Below are 17,633 nucleotides of genomic sequence, written 5' to 3'. Positions count from 1 at the left end.
CAAATTTGTTTTTTATTTGCCTGCTGCGTTTGCCTTAAGCAAGCGCGCCGCTTCGAGTGCGAAGTAAGTCAAAACACCATTAGCACCTGCACGTTTAAATGAGAGCAGTGATTCCATCATCACAGCATCATGATCTAGCCAACCATTTTGTGCGGCAGCCTTGAGCATGGCATATTCACCGCTTACTTGATAGGCATAGGTGGGATAGTCGAACTCTTCGCGGATGCGACGCACGATATCCAAATAAGGCATGCCAGGCTTTACCATGACCATATCTGCACCTTCGCTGATATCGAGAGCAACCTCCCGCAAAGCCTCGTCGCCATTAGCGCAATCCATTTGATATGTTTTTTTATCGGCTTTACCCAGGTTCTTTGCAGAGCCAACTGCATCTCTAAAGGGGCCATAAAAGGCGGAGGCATATTTAGCTGAGTAAGCCATGATTCGGGTGTGAATTAAATTCTTTTGCTCGAGTGCTTCACGAATTTTCCCGATGCGCCCATCCATCATGTCTGATGGTGCAACAATATCAACACCAGCTTCTGCTTGCGTGATCGCTTGCTGAACTAAGATTGCAGTCGTTTCATCATTCAGAATACGACCTTGCTCATCGAGTACGCCATCTTGACCATGGCTTGTATATGGATCAAGCGCTACATCGGTCATGATGCCTAAATTGGGGAAACGTTTTTTGAGTTCGCGAACAGCCGTAGGAATGAGCCCTTTGGGATTAAAGGCCTCTTTACCATCGGGAGTTTTTAATGCGCTATCGATTACTGGAAAAAGCGCAAGTACTGGAATACCTAAATCTACACATTCTTGTGCAACCGGGAAAAGTAAATCTAGAGAAACGCGATTGACGCCAGGCATTGATGCTACTGCTTCGGCCTTTCCTTGCCCTTCCAGTAAAAATACTGGATAGATCAAATCATTTGCAGTGACATTATTTTCTTGCATCAAGCGACGCGACCAATCATCCCGACGCATGCGGCGAGGACGGTGTCCTGGGAAATTGAGCAATGCGTTAGCTGGTGATTTCATTTTCATGAGTTTCTGCTTCAAATAGCCATTTAATAATTAAATTATCTGCCTCTTCAAGGCCAATCCGTTTGGTGCTTGAGAATAATTGTGCCGTAAGTTGCTTGGACTCACCATTGCCGTCAGGTAGGGCCGGGTCATATTGTTGTAATTGCTTGCGTACCGCCTCCAGCACATGCTTGCACTCACTGTTGTTTAGTTTGTCGCATTTGCTGAGTAACACGTGAATAGGCTTGCCGGTGGGCACAAACCACTGAATCATTTGCTCGTCCAGCTCTGTGATACCGCGCCTAGAGTCCACGATCAGGATCATGCCTATCAACTGCTCTCGCTCCTGTAAATAGTCGCTTAGAAGGGCATTCCAGTGGTATTTGGTCTCGTGATTGACTGCTGCATAGCCATAGCCTGGTAAGTCGACCAAATAAGCCAGTAGATCATCTTTTGCAAAAACACCAAAATAGTTAATATGTTGGGTGCGTCCAGGCGTTTTACTAGCAAAAGCCAGCCTTTTTTGGTTGCAAAGGACATTAAGAGCGCTAGATTTGCCCGCATTTGACCGGCCTGCGAAGGCCACCTCTCTTAGCGGGGTGGCAGGCAGACAGTGGGTGTCATTAACTGTGGTGGCGAATCGGGCTTGAAAGAGTTTAGACATGTCCAGAAGCTATTGTAAAATCACGCAAAATCATGAAATATCTCATGGTGTTGGGTAAAAGGTTGTAAATGCAGGGCCCAAACACTTTTAGGAATTTTTGCCAAGGTAAACATAATGCGTCAAACCTCTCAAATCTCCAAATTAACTAGCTTACGGGCTGGTTTTGCGGTTCTCTCTATTTTCGCTCTAATCGGCGTATCCGGTACAGTTTTCGCCGCTGATGATGCTGCTCCTATGGCGGCTGCTCCAGAAGCTAAAGCAGAAGTTCCAGGTAAGCCAAAGGTTGATCTAGCCGCTGGTGAAGCGCTGTATTCAAATGGCGATGCAACTCGTGGTGTAACCGCTTGTATCACTTGCCATGGCCCTAAAGGTCAAAGTGCGATTGGTACATGGCCAAAGCTTTCCGCTCAGCATGCTGCATACCTCACAAAGCAATTGAAAAACTTTAAAGAGGGCACTCGCGCAAATCCAATCATGATGGGTATGGCCGCGACTTTGACACAGCAAGATATGCAAAATATTTCTGCTTTTTTAGCTAAGCAGCCAATCTCCCAGGGTGTTGCTCAAGATAAATCAACAATCGCATTAGGCCAAAGTATTTATCGTGGCGGTATTGCGGCAAAAGGTGTTCCAGCTTGTGCTGCATGTCACAGCCCAACAGGCGCTGGTATTCCTGCTCAGTACCCACTTCTTGGCGGTCAATGGGCCGAATACAATAATGCCCAGTTGCTAGCGTTCCGTGAAGGTGTTCGTACCAACAGCAGTCAAATGACAACGATTGCCTCTAAGCTTTCGGATAAAGAAATGAAAGCGGTAGCTGATTACATCGCAGGTTTGCATTAATTAGCTAAAGCATTAAAACAAAACCCCGCTATTTCAGCGGGGTTTTTTATTGCCTAAAACTTTTACAAAGTTCTTAAATACGTTCCAATTTCGAATTGTTAATTTGGCAAAACTGTTTCTGAAGAAAACAAGTCTGCAGTTTTTTCACGAGCGCGAATAACGTAAGCATTTTTTCCGTCAACCATAATCTCTGCAGGTTTGGGGCGCGTGTTGTAGTTAGAGGCCATCACAAAACCATAGGCGCCGGCTGACAGAATAGCTAGAAGATCGCCTTCCTCTACTGCAAGATGACGATCTCTTCCGAGCCAGTCGCCAGATTCGCAAACCGGGCCAACGATGTCATAGGTCAAGGCTTTTGCCGCCTTCTTTTGTACGGGCACTATTCCATGATGGGCCTCATAAAGGGCGGGGCGCATCAGTTCGGTCATTGCAGCATCAACAATGCAGAAGTTCTTTTCGGCGCCAGGCTTTAAATACTCTACGGTGGTAAGAAGCACGCCAGCATTGCCCACCAATGACCTGCCTGGTTCTAGTACAACGTCTAGGTGACCAAAGCCACGATCAGCCACTCGATTCAATAAGGTGTTCGTAAATTCAGTAATGTCTGGCGGAGTTTCATCGCTATAAGAAATGCCAAGGCCACCACCTAGATCAAGATGGTGAATCACAATACCCTCTTTTTTCAGTTGTGCGACAAGATCTAACACTTTATCTAATGCATCTAAGTAAGGGGCAGTGGTCGTGATTTGAGAGCCAATATGACAATCAATTCCGACCACATCTATTTGAGAAAGTTGCGATGCTTCACGATAGGTTTTTAAAACCTCGTGATAAGCGATACCAAATTTATTGCCTTTTAGCCCGGTAGAAATATAGGGGTGAGTCTGCGCATCCACATCGGGGTTGACGCGCAAAGAGATTGGGGCGCGGCAGTCTAATTCAGTAGCAACCTTGTTGATCTTGTGTAACTCAGCAATTGATTCGACGTTAATGCATTTGACGCCAGCTTTGAGGGCTATAGCGATTTCAGCAGCAGATTTACCTACACCAGCAAATACTAGGCTCTTTGGATCTGCGCCAATTGCTAATGCACGAGCTAACTCACCGCCACTCACTAAATCAAACCCAGCCCCTAGTTTTTTAAAGCAATCAATCACTGCTAAATTGCTGTTGGCTTTCATGGCATAGTGCACGCGAGCGCGACGTTTGCCGCTACCATCAACACAGGCCTTATCGTAGGCTTGGTAGGCTTCAGTTAATGCTTTTTTGCTATAGATATATAGCGGCGTACCAAATTCTTTTGCTAAATTTGCAAGTGGAATTTCTTCGGCATACCAATTGCCATCGCGTTCAGTAAACCCAGATAACTTAGGAAGGGGGATTGCTTTGCTTGTCATTACTTGGCCGATGAAGAATTGCTTGGGCTAGCGGAGGTTTGAGGAGGGTATAGCTTGCCTTTGGGTTCCGGCTCTGTAGGAGCAGGCGGAACTGGCGGCACATTTGGCATAAATAGCGGTCCTCTTACCCCACACCCAACAAGGGATATTAGAAGGCTAAAGCAGAGGGTTCTATTAAGAATCGCTATCATGAATGTCTCTAAAACGAATGATTGAATATAGCATGCAGGACTCCGGTATGAATCCAAATAATCCAGGCGTAGAAACCATTGATGACAAGCAGTTTTACCAGCTAGGAAGCAATTTATTGCAATCTATAGAAGTGGCATTGGAGGCTGCTGATGATGCGCTGGATCTCGACTTGGATATCGAGCGCCAGGGTGGGAATGTGATCAATATTCGTTTTAAGAATAAAAGTGTCATTGTGATCAATACACAACCACCTTTGCATGAGATTTGGGTTGCTGCCAAATCCGGCGGTTATCACTATCGCTGGGCTGGCACGATGGCACAACCCTTGTGGCTGGATACCAAGACAGGGAAAGAGTTATTGAGCGACTTGACTGAGTTTGCGAGCGCTCAAGCTGGTCAAGCACTCAAAATTGGCTTGATTTAAGTCGCGCCAGTAGCGCTTAAAGTTTCAATCACTTGGGCATCATCTACGCTTTTAATCTGGGCTTTACCAATTTTTTCTAAAACAACGTAACGGATCTGCCCACCCTCAGTTTTTTTATCAACCTGCATGAGCTCCATATACCGGCCCGCGCCAAACTTGGGCGGTGTAATGGGTAAATTCATAGATTGGATGATTTTGGTGAGGCGCTTGAAATCTGCGTCGCTAATGTAATTGAGTCGACGCGATAGATCTGCTCCCATCACCATGCCGCATCCGACAGCTTCGCCATGTAACCATTCGCCATAGCCCATGCCCGCTTCAATTGCGTGACCAAAGGTATGACCAAAATTGAGGGTTGCACGGATACCGCCCTCTCTTTCATCTGCAGAAACCACGGCAGATTTAATTTCACAGGAACGTAAGACGGCATGTCCCATTGCTTCTGTGTCGCAGGCTAGCAGTGGCGTTGCATTGGATTCGATCCAATCTAAGAACTGTGCATCTGCAATAGCACCATGCTTTACAACTTCAGCAAGCCCAGCAGATAGCTCTCTCGGAGGTAAAGTCTTTAAGGTATTGAGATCGGCAATCACAGCGACCGGCTGATGAAAGGCGCCAATCATATTTTTACCTAGCGGATGGTTGATCCCAGTTTTACCGCCAACTGAAGAGTCCACCTGAGCAAGCAAGGTAGTGGGCACTTGAATAAAGCGAATGCCGCGCATAAAGCTAGCGGCAGCAAATCCAGTCATATCGCCTATTACGCCACCACCCAAAGCAACCAACATGGTATGGCGATCAGCGCCAAATTTTAAAAGGTCATCAAAAATCAACTGAAGATTTTTCCAGTCTTTATATGACTCGCCATCAGGTAGAACAATTGTTCTAACAGGCTTCCCAAAGGTGCTCAGCGTCTTAGTTAGGCGCTCAGCATAGAGCGGGGCAACCGTAGTGTTACTAACAATGTAAATAGAGGTTGCTTTTTCACAGGCCTTAAATAAGCTTGCTTGATCAATCAGATCTTTGCCAATATAAATCGGGTAACTGCGATTGCCAAGATCAACTTCAAGTGTTTTCATCATAGTGCCAATATATTTAAGCGGAAAGTTCAAGCTGCATGATTAAGGTATTGACCAGCTGATTAACGCTAGGCTTGCCAGTCTCAATCACATGGTCAGCGATTTCACGATACAGAGGATCGCGAACGGCATATAAGTTTTCTAAAATCTTTTTGGCATCCCCATTTTTTAATAAGGGGCGACCCTCGCCACCTTTGGTGCGATGCCAAAGTTCAATTGGGTTTGCGTGAAGATAAATCACGGTGCCGCCCTCACTTAATGCCTGCCGATTTTCTGGTGAGAGAACAGCGCCACCGCCGGTTGCCAAAATAATATCTTGCTCAGCGGTAATTTCACGAATGGCTTGCGCCTCTCTTTTGCGAAATCCTTCCTCACCTTCCATTTCAAAAATGACGGGAATTTTTACGCCACAGCGCTCTTCAATGACATGGTCGGCATCTAGAAAGCGACGACCTAATTTTTTTGCCAAGACTTTACCGACGGTCGACTTCCCGGCGCCCATGAGGCCGATTAGAAAGATATTGTTTGTCGAGGAGTTCACCCTCCGATTTTATTAGGGTTTGTCGAGAACGGTCGGAGTTAAAAAGACAAGTAGCTCGGTTTTGTCTTGTAATTTGGATTTGTGGCGAAAAAAATGACCAATGAGGGGTATATCGCCTAAGAGCGGGATTTTGACTTCGTCTTCCCGTTCGGTAGTTTGGAAAATGCCACCAATGATTGCTGTCCCGCCGTTTTCAACGGTGACCTCTGAGCTCAGGCTTTTGGTGTCAATGGCGTATCCCTGTTCTGTTTTCATGCCTACAGTGTCCTTATTAATGCCCACTAGCATTGATATCTTTCCGTCTGGATGGATTTTTGGCAAAACCTCTAGGCGAAGGTTTGCCTTTCTAAACTGCAACTTGCTGCCATTTTGATTCGAGGTTTGGTACGGCAGTTCTGTGCCTTGCTCAATGGTTGCCTTTACTTGGTCGCCAGTCATGATGCGTGGGTTGGAAAGAATCTTTCCCTGACCTTCAGACTCAAGCGCAGAAAGTTCTGCATGCAAAATACGGCTTCCATTTCTGGAGACTAAGGTTGCGGCCATGGTTGCTGGATTAAAACCACTCAAACCAGCGCCACCCAGATCAATACTGCCAATCAATTTTTGATCTGCGTTATCCCCGGTACCATTAGCTTGATATCCCAGCTTGACTCCTAGCTCACGGGCAAAACGTTCATCGGCCTCAACTATTCGTGCCTCTATGAGGATTTGTCTTGGACTATTAATGTGGTCACCACCGAAGGGGAGGGCAGCGTCTTCTCGCCGGAATTTCTGAAAAGCTTGGATTTCTGCATGAGGCCCAATCCAGTAGATTTCTCCATTGCGCACCAGTCGTAAGCCGCGGCTTGCCAGAATGGAGTGAAGGGCTGTTTGCCAGGGGGTATTTCTAAGGTCTATAGAGATCTTCCCTTTAATGGATTCGCTTAATAAAAAATTGGTATTACCCAATTTCGCCATAGTTTCTAAAAGTTCAGTTAATTCAATATCGGTAAATTGCAGGCTAATAGGGACCAGGAAATGATTTTGTGCAGGCGTATTACTCATTGCTGTATTGCTGGATAAAAGCATCAATACAGCTAACCAACAGGTGATCAGTTTGAAGTATTTCTGGGGGTTATTTAGGCTGGGCTTCATTCGCTTTTTGAAGCCTTTAGAACCAGAGATTTGCCCTGGGGATGGGTCAGGGTCACAAGTCCTTTTTCTATAGAGCTTAGGCGCCATTCCCCTAAAACCTGCGCCCCCTTCTCAAAGGCAAGATGGCTTTTCCCTGTATGGAAATAGGCTTGCTGGGTATTGCCCATTTGGGATGTGCCGAGGTAACGCCAGCGGCGTAGCTCCGACTCATGGGTTGGTGCTTGCGGCCTGTTGAGGGATCTTGTTTCGGGCTTTCTTTCCTTTAATAAGTGAATACTTACTTCTATTTTATCAATTGCTAGATATAGATCATCTTGATCTTGGTTAACTTGATCACGCATTAATAGCATCTCTTTTTTCAATTCAGAGATCTGTTGTTGAGATGCCTCCAAAGCATTTTGGGATTGGTCGTTGAGTGAGGTGTAGGCAGCAAAAAATGCAATAGCCGCTGCCAGCAAGATGCCGATAAGGACGATTGGAAGTGCAACTCCTTGCAGTGAGTTTTGGATCCGAATAGGACTTAACGGGTCTGTGAAGGGATTGCTTCTGCCTTGGTTTGCGGCCCTAGGCGGGGTGCCTTGTTGGGGAGGAGGTTTGCGTATTCCATGGGGGTCAGGAATGGCTGGATCATCGCCGAGATCACTCAGAATTTCATCAAAAGATTGGCTGGAAATATGGCGGGCGGGCATGCCCATATTCTTCTGTTTTGGGTGCTGAAAATCCATCAGCCTAGATTGAACCCACCGTCAGAAATAGGATCTTGTCTATAAGCGAAACAGGGGTTTTGGAGCTTTTAGGGAAATTGTCTAAGCACCCTATAATTTGGATATGGCCTTACCTCCAAAAGACAAGCCGCCGCTGAATCAGCGTCCCATTCGTCCATCCGATAGACGTCCCCGGAATTCACGAGTTGAGCCTGGCTTGCCGCGCAAGACTTCCAGCAATCCACTTGTAAAGGCCTTACTGATCATCGGCGTAGTCTTTGCTTTGGTAATCACGCTTTTGATGGGCTATGCGTTCTTGGTCGCAAAACCTAATCTTCCTAAGATCTCTGCTTTAACGGATTACAACCCTAAGACTCCTCTGCGTATCTACACTGCAGACAAAGTGTTGATTGGTGAGTTTGGCGAGGAGCGCCGTAAGGTCATTCCTTTGAATGAAATACCGTTGAGCATGCGTAACGCTGTTTTAGCAATTGAGGATGATCGTTTCTATTCTCACGGTGGTGTGGACTACGTTGGCATTTTGCGGGCAACGATAACCAATTTGCGCGGCCACCTTTCGCAAGGGGCATCTACTATCACCATGCAGGTGGCTCGGAATTTCTTCCTCAGTAATGAGAAAACCTTTAGCCGCAAAATTTATGAGGTTCTCCTTGCTTGGGAGATTGAGTCTCAACTAACCAAAGACAAAATCTTAGAAATCTACATGAACCAGATTTTCTTGGGTCAGAGGGCGTTTGGCTTCTCGAGTGCCGCGCAGATTTATTTTGGTAAAGAGCTCAAGGACATCACGATTGCAGAATCAGCAATGCTCGCTGGCTTGCCAAAAGCGCCATCAGCTTATAACCCTGTGAGCAATTTCCGCCGTGCCAAGATTCGTCAAGAGTACATTCTTCAGCGCATGCGCGATCTGGGTTACATCACCCCAGAGGAATACCAAAAAGCGATGATCGAGGAATTACATATTCGCGGCTTGGGTAATGAGTTTGCAGTTCGGGCTGACTTCCCGGCTGAAATGGTTCGTCAATTACTGTTCACGCAGTATGGCGAGGCGATCTATTCACAAGGCATCGACGTATATACAACCATCTTGAAGGCAGATCAAGATGCGGCCTATAAAGCCGTTCGTCGCGGAATTTTTGAATACGACTTGCGTCACGCTTATCGTGGTCCAGAAGGTTTTATTGATCTTCCTGAAGACTCCGTGAAGCGCCAGCGCGCGATCGATGAGGCATTACTTGCTTACCCACAGTTAGATGATTTGCAGTCTGGTGTTGTGCTCGATGTGAAACCAAAAGAAATGCAAGTCATGATTTCAACGGGGGACACCATCACTATCAAAGGTGAAGGCATGAAGTTAGCGGCTGCCTCGATTACTGATAGTACTCAGCCCAAAAAACGCTTACGTCCAGGCGCTGTAGTGCGTTTGTTATCGGATGGGGGAGTTTGGAAGTTGGCTCAACTTCCGCAAGTTGAAGCTGCTTTTGTCTCCATGAATGCGGAGACCGGCGCAATTCTGTCTTTAGTGGGCGGCTTCGATTTCCGTCGTAATCAATTCAACCATGTGACACAAGCCTTACGTCAGCCGGGTTCCTCATTTAAGCCATTTATCTATGCTGCCGCCATTGAAAAAGGTTTTACCCCAAGCACGATGGTGAACGATGCACCCTTGTCCATTGGCAGCATGGAGACTGGTAGTCAGGCCTGGGAGCCAAAAAACTACGATGGTAAATACGACGGCATGATGCGCTTGCGCAATGCCTTGGCAAAATCAAAGAACTTAGTGTCGGTTCGCATTATTCGGGCCATCGGCCCTTCTTATGCGCAGGAATATATCCAGCGTTTTGGCTTTGAACCAGAAAAGCATCCCCCTTACTTAACAATGGCTTTGGGCGCGGGTTCTGTAACCCCGTTGCAGATGGCCTCTGCTTATAGTGTGTTTGCCAATGGTGGTTATCGTGTAGATCCATTCTTGATTGACAAGATGGTGGACTCTAAAGGCACCGTCATGTTCGAAGCAAAACCTACGCATGCGGGCGAAGATGCGCCTCGTGTGTTGGATGCGCGCACTGCATTTGTGATGGACAGCATGCTGCAAGAAGTAACCAAGACGGGTACCGCAGCCTCTGCGCGTGGTAAGTTGGGACGTAGCGATATTGCAGGTAAAACAGGTACAACGAATGATTCGCACGATGCCTGGTTTGCTGGCTATAACCCTAAGGTAGTTGCGATTGCATGGATTGGCTTTGATAAGCCTGCGAGTTTGGGGGATCGAGAGACTGGTGGCGGACTTGCTTTGCCAATGTGGATTTCTTATATGGCGACTGCGTTAAAAGATAGCCCTCAGATCTCCCGCGAAGTGCCAAGCGGCGTAACGCAAGTTGATGGTGACTGGTTTATCCCGGACTTCTCTACTAACGGCGGTGTGCGCGAACTGCAATAGTTCGTTTTCAACATGGCACGGCAAGCTCGCACAGTAATACCAGGCCAAGCAATGCATGTGATGGTCCGCGGCAATAATCGTGAAACCATTTTCTTTGCCGATGAAGATCGTCGTACTTATCTAGAGTGGTTGCGTGAAGCAGCGAGGCAGTTTGGCTGTGCTGTGCATGCGTTTGCTTTAATGCCTAACCATGTGCATTTGCTCATGACTCCCCAAAGCGAAGATTCGCTTGCGAAAACAATGCAGTCTCTTGGCCGTCGTTATGCCCAGTACTTCAATCAACTGCACCGCCGCTCTGGAACTATTTGGGAGGGGCGCTATCGCTCATCTTTGATTGACCCGGATTATTTTTTACGCTGCCAGCGTTATATAGAGCTCAATCCGGTGAGATCTGGTTATGAATCTAATCCCCAAAGCTCTACATGGACGAGTTTTGCAACCCACATTGGGGGCAATGCGGAGCCTTGGTTGGTAGATCATCAGCATTTTTGGAGGTTGGGTAATACCCCCTTTGAGAGACAGATGAGCTGGTCGAACTTTGTAAAAGAGGGCGCACCTCACTGGGAAGACCGCCAAATTACAGAATCTCTATTGCGATCTAAGCCTTGGGTCAGTGATATTTATGCCAAAAAGCTCTTTAAAGACGCTCCGGAGCTTGCATTAATTCGCCACCGTGGGCGTCCTAGAAAAATTAACTCATTAAATTCAGTTACTTAGGTAATTAATAGTTTCCCTGTACTTCAAATAGGGTATTGAGTATTCCGACTCTGTCCCCATATATAGAATTCATATTGGTGCGACATCTAAATAAATGGGACAGACTCATTTTATTTCTATTGCATCGGTGTGGGTATTCACCTATATTGGATCCTCCAAAAGTAATTAGGCCTTTGTCGCCCCTCGGAAATACTATGACTACAAAATTAAATACAGATCTTCGCCCTATCGCTCAAGGTTTATATGACCCTAGTAATGAGCATGACGCTTGCGGCGTAGGATTCGTTGCACATATCAAAGGTAAGAAATCTCATGAGATCGTTTCTCAGGGTTTACAGATCCTTGAGAATTTAGATCACCGGGGAGCGGTTGGTGCCGATCCGTTAATGGGTGATGGCGCGGGCATCTTGATTCAGATCCCAGACACTTTGTATCGCGAAGAAATGGCTAAGCAAGGCGTGACTTTGCCACCATTAGGTGAGTATGGCGTTGGTATGATTTTCTTGCCGAAGGAGCATGCTTCCCGTTTGGCATGCGAACAAGAGCTAGAGCGCACTGTGCGCTTAGAGGGACAAGTTGTTTTAGGTTGGAGAGATGTTCCGGTAGATGTGAAATTGCCGATGTCTCCAACTGTGCAAATGACAGAGCCATTTATCCGTCAAATTTTTATTGGCCGTGGCCGCGACATCATGACAACCGATGCGCTCGAGCGTAAGTTGTATGTGATTCGCAAAACAGCAAGTCATGCAATTCAAGATTTGCATTTGAAGCATGGTAAAGAATATTTCGTTGCATCAATGTCCGCTAGAACCATTGTTTATAAGGGTTTGCTGTTAGCGAATCAAGTCGGCGCTTATTACCAAGACTTGCAAGACAAGCGCACTGTATCCGCGCTTGCTTTAGTACATCAACGTTTCTCTACTAATACTTTCCCTGCATGGGAATTAGCGCATCCGTATCGTATGATTGCGCACAACGGTGAGATCAACACCGTTAAAGGTAACGTCAATTGGGTTAATGCACGTGAGGGCGCGATTAGCTCCCCAGTGCTTGGCGATGATTTGCAAAAACTCTGGCCGTTGATTTATCCAGGCCAGTCAGATACTGCGTGCTTTGATAACTGCTTAGAGTTGTTGGTGATGTCTGGCTACCCATTAGCTCAGGCCATGATGATGATGATTCCTGAGGCATGGGAACAGCATGCATTGATGGATGACAATCGTCGTGCCTTCTACGAATACCACGCAGCAATGATGGAGCCATGGGATGGACCTGCGGCAATGGCATTTACTGATGGTCGTCAAATTGGCGCAACCTTGGACCGCAATGGTTTGCGTCCAGCACGTTATTACGTAACCGACGATGACTTGGTCATCATGGGTTCTGAAGCCGGCGTGTTGCCAATTCCTGAAAGCAAGATCGTTCAAAAATGGCGTTTGCAGCCAGGCAAGATGTTCATGATCGACATGGAGCAAGGCCGCATCATTGATGACGTTGAGCTTAAGAATGCCGTTTCTAAAGCCAAGCCGTATAAGAGCTGGATCGATGCGGTTCGTGTGAAGTTAGATGAAGTCGATGCCAGCAAGGCAGACCTAATTGACGAGAAAACGACTATTCGTCCAGCAGCTAAATTATTAGACCGTCAACAGGCATTTGGTTATACACAAGAAGACATTAAATTCTTGATGGCTCCAATGGCCATGAATGGTGAAGAAGCTATTGGTTCAATGGGTAATGACAGCCCATTGGCTGTTCTTTCTAATAAGGACAAGCCTCTCTATAACTACTTCAAGCAATTATTTGCACAGGTGACCAATCCCCCAATCGACTCGATTCGGGAGAATATGGTGATGTCTTTAGTTTCCTTCATTGGGCCTAAACCTAATTTGTTGGATACCAATAACATCAACCCACCAATGCGTTTAGAAGTTAGTCAGCCTATTTTGGATTTTGATGACATCACCAAAATTCGCCACATTGGTCACTACACCAACGGCAAGTTCCGCTCTTATGAGTTGGATATTTGCTATCCAGCCTCATGGGGCAAAGCGGGCATTGAAGCTCGCTTAGCTTCTTTGTGTGCTGAAGCCGCAGATGCCGTACGTTCTGGCTACAACATTTTGATCGTGAGCGATCGTCAGGTTGACGAGAAGCATGTCGCTATTCCGGCTTTGTTGGCAACTTCTGCTATCCATCAGCATTTGGTGCAAAAAGGTTTGCGCACCAGCGTTGGCTTAGTAGTTGAAACTGGCAGCGCACGTGAGACTCATCACTTTGCACTCTTGGCTGGTTATGGTGCAGAAGCCATTCATCCATACCTCGCCATGGAAACTTTAGCTGAAATGGCTAAAGGATTGTCTGGAGACTTATCTGCAGAAAAAGCTGTGAAGAACTTTGTAAAAGCTGTAGGCAAGGGTCTGCAAAAGGTCATGTCCAAAATGGGCATCTCCACTTACATGTCCTATACCGGTTCACAGATTTTTGAAGCGATAGGCTTAAATCACGACATCATTGATCAGTACTTCAAAGGCACCCCATCAAACGTGGGTGGTATCGGCGTATTTGAGGTGGCTGAAGAAGCTTTACGTATGCACACAGCTGCATTTGGTAACGATCCAGTTTTAACCAATATGCTTGATGCTGGTGGCGAATATGCTTTCCGTATTCGTGGCGAGAATCATATGTGGACTCCAGACACGATTGCGAAGTTGCAGCACTCCACACGCATTGGTGCTGAGAAGGGCTATCAGACTTATAAAGAGTACGCCAATATCATCAATGATCAAACCAAGCGTCAAATGACTTTGCGTGGTTTGTTTGAATTCAAGCTCGATCCAGCAAAAGCGATTCCATTGGATGAAGTGGAATCTGCAAAAGAAATCGTTAAGCGTTTTGCAACGGGCGCGATGTCTTTGGGCTCGATCTCTACAGAAGCCCATGCTACTTTGGCCATTGCTATGAACCGTATCGGCGGTAAGTCCAATACTGGTGAGGGTGGCGAAGATCCAAATCGTTATGTGAACGAGCTCAAGGGCATTCCAATTAAGAAGGGCGAGACATTAGCCAGCATCTTGGGCAGTGATGTAGTTGAAGCCAATATTCCATTATTGGATGGCGACTCATTGCGCTCCAAAATTAAGCAGGTTGCTTCTGGTCGTTTTGGCGTGACTACAGAGTACTTACGTTCTGCCGATCAGATTCAAATCAAGATGGCCCAAGGCGCTAAGCCTGGTGAAGGCGGCCAATTGCCTGGTGGAAAAGTATCCGATTACATCGGTAAGTTACGTTTCTCTGTGCCGGGTGTTGGTTTGATTTCTCCTCCTCCGCACCATGACATTTATTCGATTGAGGATATTGCTCAATTGATTCATGACTTGAAGAACGTTAATCCAAAGGCTGACGTTTCTGTGAAGTTGGTATCTGAAGTGGGCGTTGGAACTATTGCTGCTGGTGTGGCAAAAGCTAAGGCTGACCACGTTGTGATTGCTGGTCATGATGGCGGAACTGGTGCATCTCCACTTTCTTCAATCAAGCACGCTGGCTCTCCATGGGAACTCGGCTTAGCTGAAACACAGCAAACATTGGTTCTCAATGGTCTGCGTAGCCGTATCCGTGTTCAGGCTGATGGTCAGATGAAAACAGGCCGTGACGTAGTGATCGGCGCTTTGTTGGGTGCGGATGAATTTGGTTTTGCGACTGCTCCATTAGTAGTTGAGGGTTGCATCATGATGCGTAAGTGTCATCTGAATACCTGCCCAGTTGGTGTAGCTACTCAAGATCCAGAATTGCGTAAGAAATTCTCAGGCAAACCTGAGCATGTGGTGAATTTCTTCTTCTTTATTGCCGAGGAAGCTCGCGAGATCATGGCGCAACTTGGTATTCGTAAGTTTGATGACTTAATTGGTCGCGTTGATTTGTTGGATACCCGTAAGGGCATTGAAAACTGGAAAGTGCATGGCTTGGATTTCAGCAAGATATTTGCTGAACCACAAGTTGCTGCTGAAGTTCCACGTTACCAAGTGTTAACTCAAGATCATGGCCTAGCTAGTGCGCTTGACAACATCTTGATCGAGAAGAGTGAGCCTGCATTAGAGCGTGGCGAGAAGGTTTCCTTCATTGTTCCGGTGAAGAACGTGAACCGTACCGTAGGCGCTATGCTCTCTGGAGAAGTTGCGCAGCGCTATGGGCACGCAGGTTTGCCGGATGACACGATTCACATTCAATTGAATGGCACAGCTGGTCAAAGTTTTGCAGCCTTCTTGTCACGCGGCATCACATTAGACTTAGTTGGCGACGGCAATGACTACGTTGGTAAGGGCTTGTCAGGCGGGCGCGTGATTGTTCGTGCTCCTCACGAGTTCCGTGGCGATACCGCTAAGAACATCATTGTTGGCAATACCGTTCTTTATGGGGCAATTGCTGGCGAAGCCTTCTTTAATGGCGTAGCTGGTGAGCGTTTCGCAGTTCGTAACTCTGGCGCTACAACGGTTGTTGAGGGTACTGGCGACCACGGTTGTGAGTACATGACTGGTGGAACAGTGGTTGTATTAGGCGCGACAGGCCGTAACTTTGCTGCAGGCATGAGTGGTGGCATTGCTTACGTTTACGACGAGGATGGCTTGTTCGATAAGCGTTGTAACACCAGCATGGCAACGCTAGTAAAAGTGCTGCCTTCTGCTGAGCAGATCGCTAAGATGCCGAAGTCCGAATGGCATGCTCCTATCGATGTAAAAGATGGTGGCGAGCGCTTGACTGATGAGCAAATTTTGAAGGGCTTGATTGAGCGTCATTTCCGTCACACCGGCTCTGAGCGTGCTAAAGCGCTCTTGGCTGATTGGGAAAATGCTCGTGGTCGTTTTGTGAAGGTTCTCCCTACTGAGTACAAGCGTGCTCTTGGTGAATTGTGGGAAAAAGCTCAGAACAAAACTGTTGCGGCATAAGCCACTTAATTAATAAAGACATTAAGAAAAGATACTAAGGATTCGATATGGGTAAGGTCACTGGATTTATGGAGTTTGAGCGCGTCGGTGAGACGTACGAAGCACCGGTTAAACGCCTCCATCATTACAAAGAGTTTGTGGCGGCATTAACCGATGAAGAGGCGAAGATTCAAGGCGCACGTTGTATGGATTGCGGCATCCCATTTTGTAATAACGGCTGCCCAGTGAATAACATCATTCCTGATTTCAATGACTTGGTATTTCAGAACGATTGGAAGAATGCATTAGATGTTTTGCAATCAACCAATAACTTCCCAGAATTTACTGGCCGTATTTGCCCAGCGCCTTGCGAGGCAGCTTGTACTTTGGGGATCAATAGCACTGCGGTTGGCATCAAGTCTATTGAGCACGCCATTATTGATAAAGGCTGGGAAAGTGGTTGGGTTAAGCCTCAGCCATCCAAGACCAAGACAGGCAAGAAAGTGGCGGTTGTTGGTGGTGGCCCAGCGGGTATGGCGGCTGCACAGCAATTGGCGCGCGTTGGTCATGACGTCACTGTATTTGAAAAGAATGATCGTGTTGGCGGCTTACTGCGTTACGGTATTCCTGATTTCAAAATGGAAAAGTGGTTGATTGATCGCCGTGTTGAGCAGATGCAGGCCGAAGGCGTGAAGTTTGAGACAGGCGTTTTTGTTGGCAAAGAAGAGATTGGTGTTGAAGTAAAAAATTACTCCACTAAAACAGTTTCTCCTGAGCAGTTGATGAAAGACTTTGATGCGGTAGTGATCACTGGTGGTGCAGAGCAGCCACGTGATTTGCCGGTTCCAGGTCGTGAGTTGGCTGGCGTGCACTATGCGTTGGAATTTTTGATTCCACAAAACAAGGAAAATGCTGGCGACTTTAAAAATGAAATTCGTGCAACCGATAAGCATGTAGTTGTTATTGGTGGTGGTGACACAGGTTCAGATTGTGTTGGAACATCAAATCGTCACGGCGCAACCAAGATTACTCAGTTTGAATTGCTCCCTCAACCTCCAGAAGTTGAGAACACGCCCTTGGTTTGGCCATATTGGCCAACAAAATTACGTACATCTTCCTCGCATGAAGAGGGTTGTGATCGTGACTGGTCTGTTGGAACGAAGCGTTTTGAAGGTAAAAACGGCAAAGTAGAGAAGTTGATTGGTGTTCGTCTGGAATGGAAAGACGGCAAGATGGCAGAAGTGCCAAACTCAGAATTCGAGATCAAGGCAGATTTAGTGCTCTTGGCAATGGGTTTTGTATCTCCAGTTCAGCAGGTATTAAATGCGTTTGGTGTTGAGAAAGATGCTCGTGGCAATGCAAAAGCAACTGTAGATGGTCAAAATGCCTACCAAACCAACGTTCCTAAGGTATTTGCTGCTGGCGATATGCGTCGCGGACAGTCTTTGGTGGTTTGGGCAATTCGTGAGGGTCGTCAATGCGCCCAGGCAGTAGACCAGTATTTAATGGGGTCATCTGTTTTACCCCGATAA

The 17,633-nt window shown here is 46.8% G+C and carries 14 protein-coding genes; 6 read left to right on the top strand and 8 right to left on the bottom strand.

The window, feature by feature from the left end:
* Positions 1-12: 12 nt before the first annotated feature.
* Together hemB and yihA are read right to left on the bottom strand one after the other, a co-directional pair.
* Positions 13-1,047 carry a porphobilinogen synthase gene (gene hemB / locus VC159_RS00215; protein ID WP_323472386.1) on the bottom strand — a complete coding sequence of 345 codons (1,035 nt, stop codon included), beginning with the start codon at positions 1,045-1,047 and terminating at the stop codon, positions 13-15.
* Positions 1,025-1,690, bottom strand: a complete 666-nt coding sequence (yihA, locus tag VC159_RS00210; RefSeq protein ID WP_323472385.1) for a ribosome biogenesis GTP-binding protein YihA/YsxC — start codon at positions 1,688-1,690, stop codon at positions 1,025-1,027. Before yihA ends, hemB begins: the two co-directional genes overlap by 23 nt.
* Positions 1,691-1,804: 114 nt before the next feature.
* On the opposite strand from yihA, the gene VC159_RS00205 reads away from it, so the two are divergent.
* The gene (locus VC159_RS00205) at positions 1,805-2,533 is read left to right on the top strand and encodes a c-type cytochrome (protein WP_215358841.1); all 729 of its coding nucleotides are present in this window, start codon (positions 1,805-1,807) and stop codon (positions 2,531-2,533) included.
* A gap of 98 nt (positions 2,534-2,631) precedes the next feature.
* On the opposite strand, the gene lysA is transcribed toward VC159_RS00205, so the two are convergent.
* Complete coding sequence (gene lysA, locus VC159_RS00200) at positions 2,632-3,930, bottom strand: diaminopimelate decarboxylase (RefSeq protein WP_323472384.1); 1,299 nt, start codon at positions 3,928-3,930, stop codon at positions 2,632-2,634.
* The gene (lptM, locus tag VC159_RS10410) at positions 3,930-4,121 is read right to left on the bottom strand and encodes an LPS translocon maturation chaperone LptM (RefSeq protein ID WP_416350418.1); all 192 of its coding nucleotides are present in this window, start codon (positions 4,119-4,121) and stop codon (positions 3,930-3,932) included. The genes lysA and lptM overlap by 1 nt, the downstream gene beginning before the upstream one ends.
* A gap of 2 nt (positions 4,122-4,123) precedes the next feature.
* Between lptM and cyaY the strand changes: the two genes are divergently transcribed.
* Positions 4,124-4,546, top strand: a complete 423-nt coding sequence (cyaY, locus tag VC159_RS00195) for an iron donor protein CyaY (protein WP_416350417.1) — start codon at positions 4,124-4,126, stop codon at positions 4,544-4,546.
* Here the strand turns inward: cyaY and aroB are convergent.
* Genes aroB through VC159_RS00175 form a run of 4 tightly spaced genes read right to left on the bottom strand, consistent with a single transcriptional unit; the run spans position 4,543 to position 8,025 of the window.
* Complete coding sequence (gene aroB, locus VC159_RS00190; protein ID WP_323473539.1) at positions 4,543-5,625, bottom strand: 3-dehydroquinate synthase; 1,083 nt, start codon at positions 5,623-5,625, stop codon at positions 4,543-4,545. The genes cyaY and aroB overlap by 4 nt on opposite strands.
* A 16-nt stretch (positions 5,626-5,641) precedes the next feature.
* A complete protein-coding gene (locus VC159_RS00185; protein WP_215321288.1) occupies positions 5,642-6,166 on the bottom strand; it encodes a shikimate kinase in 525 nt (174 codons plus the stop codon).
* A 12-nt stretch (positions 6,167-6,178) separates the two neighbouring features.
* Positions 6,179-7,300, bottom strand: a complete 1,122-nt coding sequence (locus tag VC159_RS00180) for a secretin and TonB N-terminal domain-containing protein (RefSeq protein WP_323472383.1) — start codon at positions 7,298-7,300, stop codon at positions 6,179-6,181.
* Positions 7,297-8,025 carry a hypothetical protein gene (locus tag VC159_RS00175; RefSeq protein WP_323472382.1) on the bottom strand — a complete coding sequence of 243 codons (729 nt, stop codon included), beginning with the start codon at positions 8,023-8,025 and terminating at the stop codon, positions 7,297-7,299. Before VC159_RS00175 ends, VC159_RS00180 begins: the two co-directional genes overlap by 4 nt.
* A gap of 103 nt (positions 8,026-8,128) precedes the next feature.
* Between VC159_RS00175 and VC159_RS00170 the strand changes: the two genes are divergently transcribed.
* From VC159_RS00170 to VC159_RS00155, 4 genes are all read left to right on the top strand, one after another.
* A complete protein-coding gene (locus VC159_RS00170; protein WP_323472381.1) occupies positions 8,129-10,465 on the top strand; it encodes a penicillin-binding protein 1A in 2,337 nt (778 codons plus the stop codon).
* A gap of 12 nt (positions 10,466-10,477) precedes the next feature.
* On the top strand, positions 10,478-11,182 hold the full coding sequence (locus VC159_RS00165) for a transposase (protein ID WP_323472380.1): 705 nt from the start codon (positions 10,478-10,480) through the stop codon (positions 11,180-11,182).
* Between the two features lie 194 nt (positions 11,183-11,376).
* Entirely contained in the window at positions 11,377-16,122 is a 4,746-nt protein-coding gene (locus tag VC159_RS00160) for a glutamate synthase-related protein (RefSeq protein WP_323472379.1), read from the top strand.
* 47 nt (positions 16,123-16,169) lie between these two features.
* On the top strand, positions 16,170-17,633 hold the full coding sequence (locus tag VC159_RS00155) for a glutamate synthase subunit beta (protein ID WP_215358849.1): 1,464 nt from the start codon (positions 16,170-16,172) through the stop codon (positions 17,631-17,633).

The organism is Polynucleobacter sp. JS-JIR-II-c23 (assembly GCF_035011225.1).
Classification (GTDB): Bacteria; Pseudomonadota; Gammaproteobacteria; order Burkholderiales; family Burkholderiaceae; genus Polynucleobacter.
Note: the sequence above shows the minus strand (reverse complement) of the source record. Positions and strands in the feature narration are given on the sequence as shown.

Excerpts from the sequence above, each read along its gene's own strand:
- hemB (WP_323472386.1), bottom strand. The coding sequence starts at position 1,047 with ATGAAAATGAAATCACCAGCTAACGCATTGCTCAATTTCCCAGGACAC.
- yihA (WP_323472385.1), bottom strand. The coding sequence starts at position 1,690 with ATGTCTAAACTCTTTCAAGCCCGATTCGCCACCACAGTTAATGACACC.
- VC159_RS00205 (WP_215358841.1), top strand. The coding sequence starts at position 1,805 with ATGCGTCAAACCTCTCAAATCTCCAAATTAACTAGCTTACGGGCTGGT.
- lysA (WP_323472384.1), bottom strand. The coding sequence starts at position 3,930 with ATGACAAGCAAAGCAATCCCCCTTCCTAAGTTATCTGGGTTTACTGAA.
- lptM (WP_416350418.1), bottom strand. The coding sequence starts at position 4,121 with ATGATAGCGATTCTTAATAGAACCCTCTGCTTTAGCCTTCTAATATCC.
- cyaY (WP_416350417.1), top strand. The coding sequence starts at position 4,124 with ATGTCTCTAAAACGAATGATTGAATATAGCATGCAGGACTCCGGTATG.
- aroB (WP_323473539.1), bottom strand. The coding sequence starts at position 5,625 with ATGAAAACACTTGAAGTTGATCTTGGCAATCGCAGTTACCCGATTTAT.
- VC159_RS00180 (WP_323472383.1), bottom strand. The coding sequence starts at position 7,300 with ATGAAGCCCAGCCTAAATAACCCCCAGAAATACTTCAAACTGATCACC.
- VC159_RS00175 (WP_323472382.1), bottom strand. The coding sequence starts at position 8,025 with ATGGATTTTCAGCACCCAAAACAGAAGAATATGGGCATGCCCGCCCGC.
- VC159_RS00170 (WP_323472381.1), top strand. The coding sequence starts at position 8,129 with ATGGCCTTACCTCCAAAAGACAAGCCGCCGCTGAATCAGCGTCCCATT.
- VC159_RS00165 (WP_323472380.1), top strand. The coding sequence starts at position 10,478 with ATGGCACGGCAAGCTCGCACAGTAATACCAGGCCAAGCAATGCATGTG.
- VC159_RS00160 (WP_323472379.1), top strand. The coding sequence starts at position 11,377 with ATGACTACAAAATTAAATACAGATCTTCGCCCTATCGCTCAAGGTTTA.
- VC159_RS00155 (WP_215358849.1), top strand. The coding sequence starts at position 16,170 with ATGGGTAAGGTCACTGGATTTATGGAGTTTGAGCGCGTCGGTGAGACG.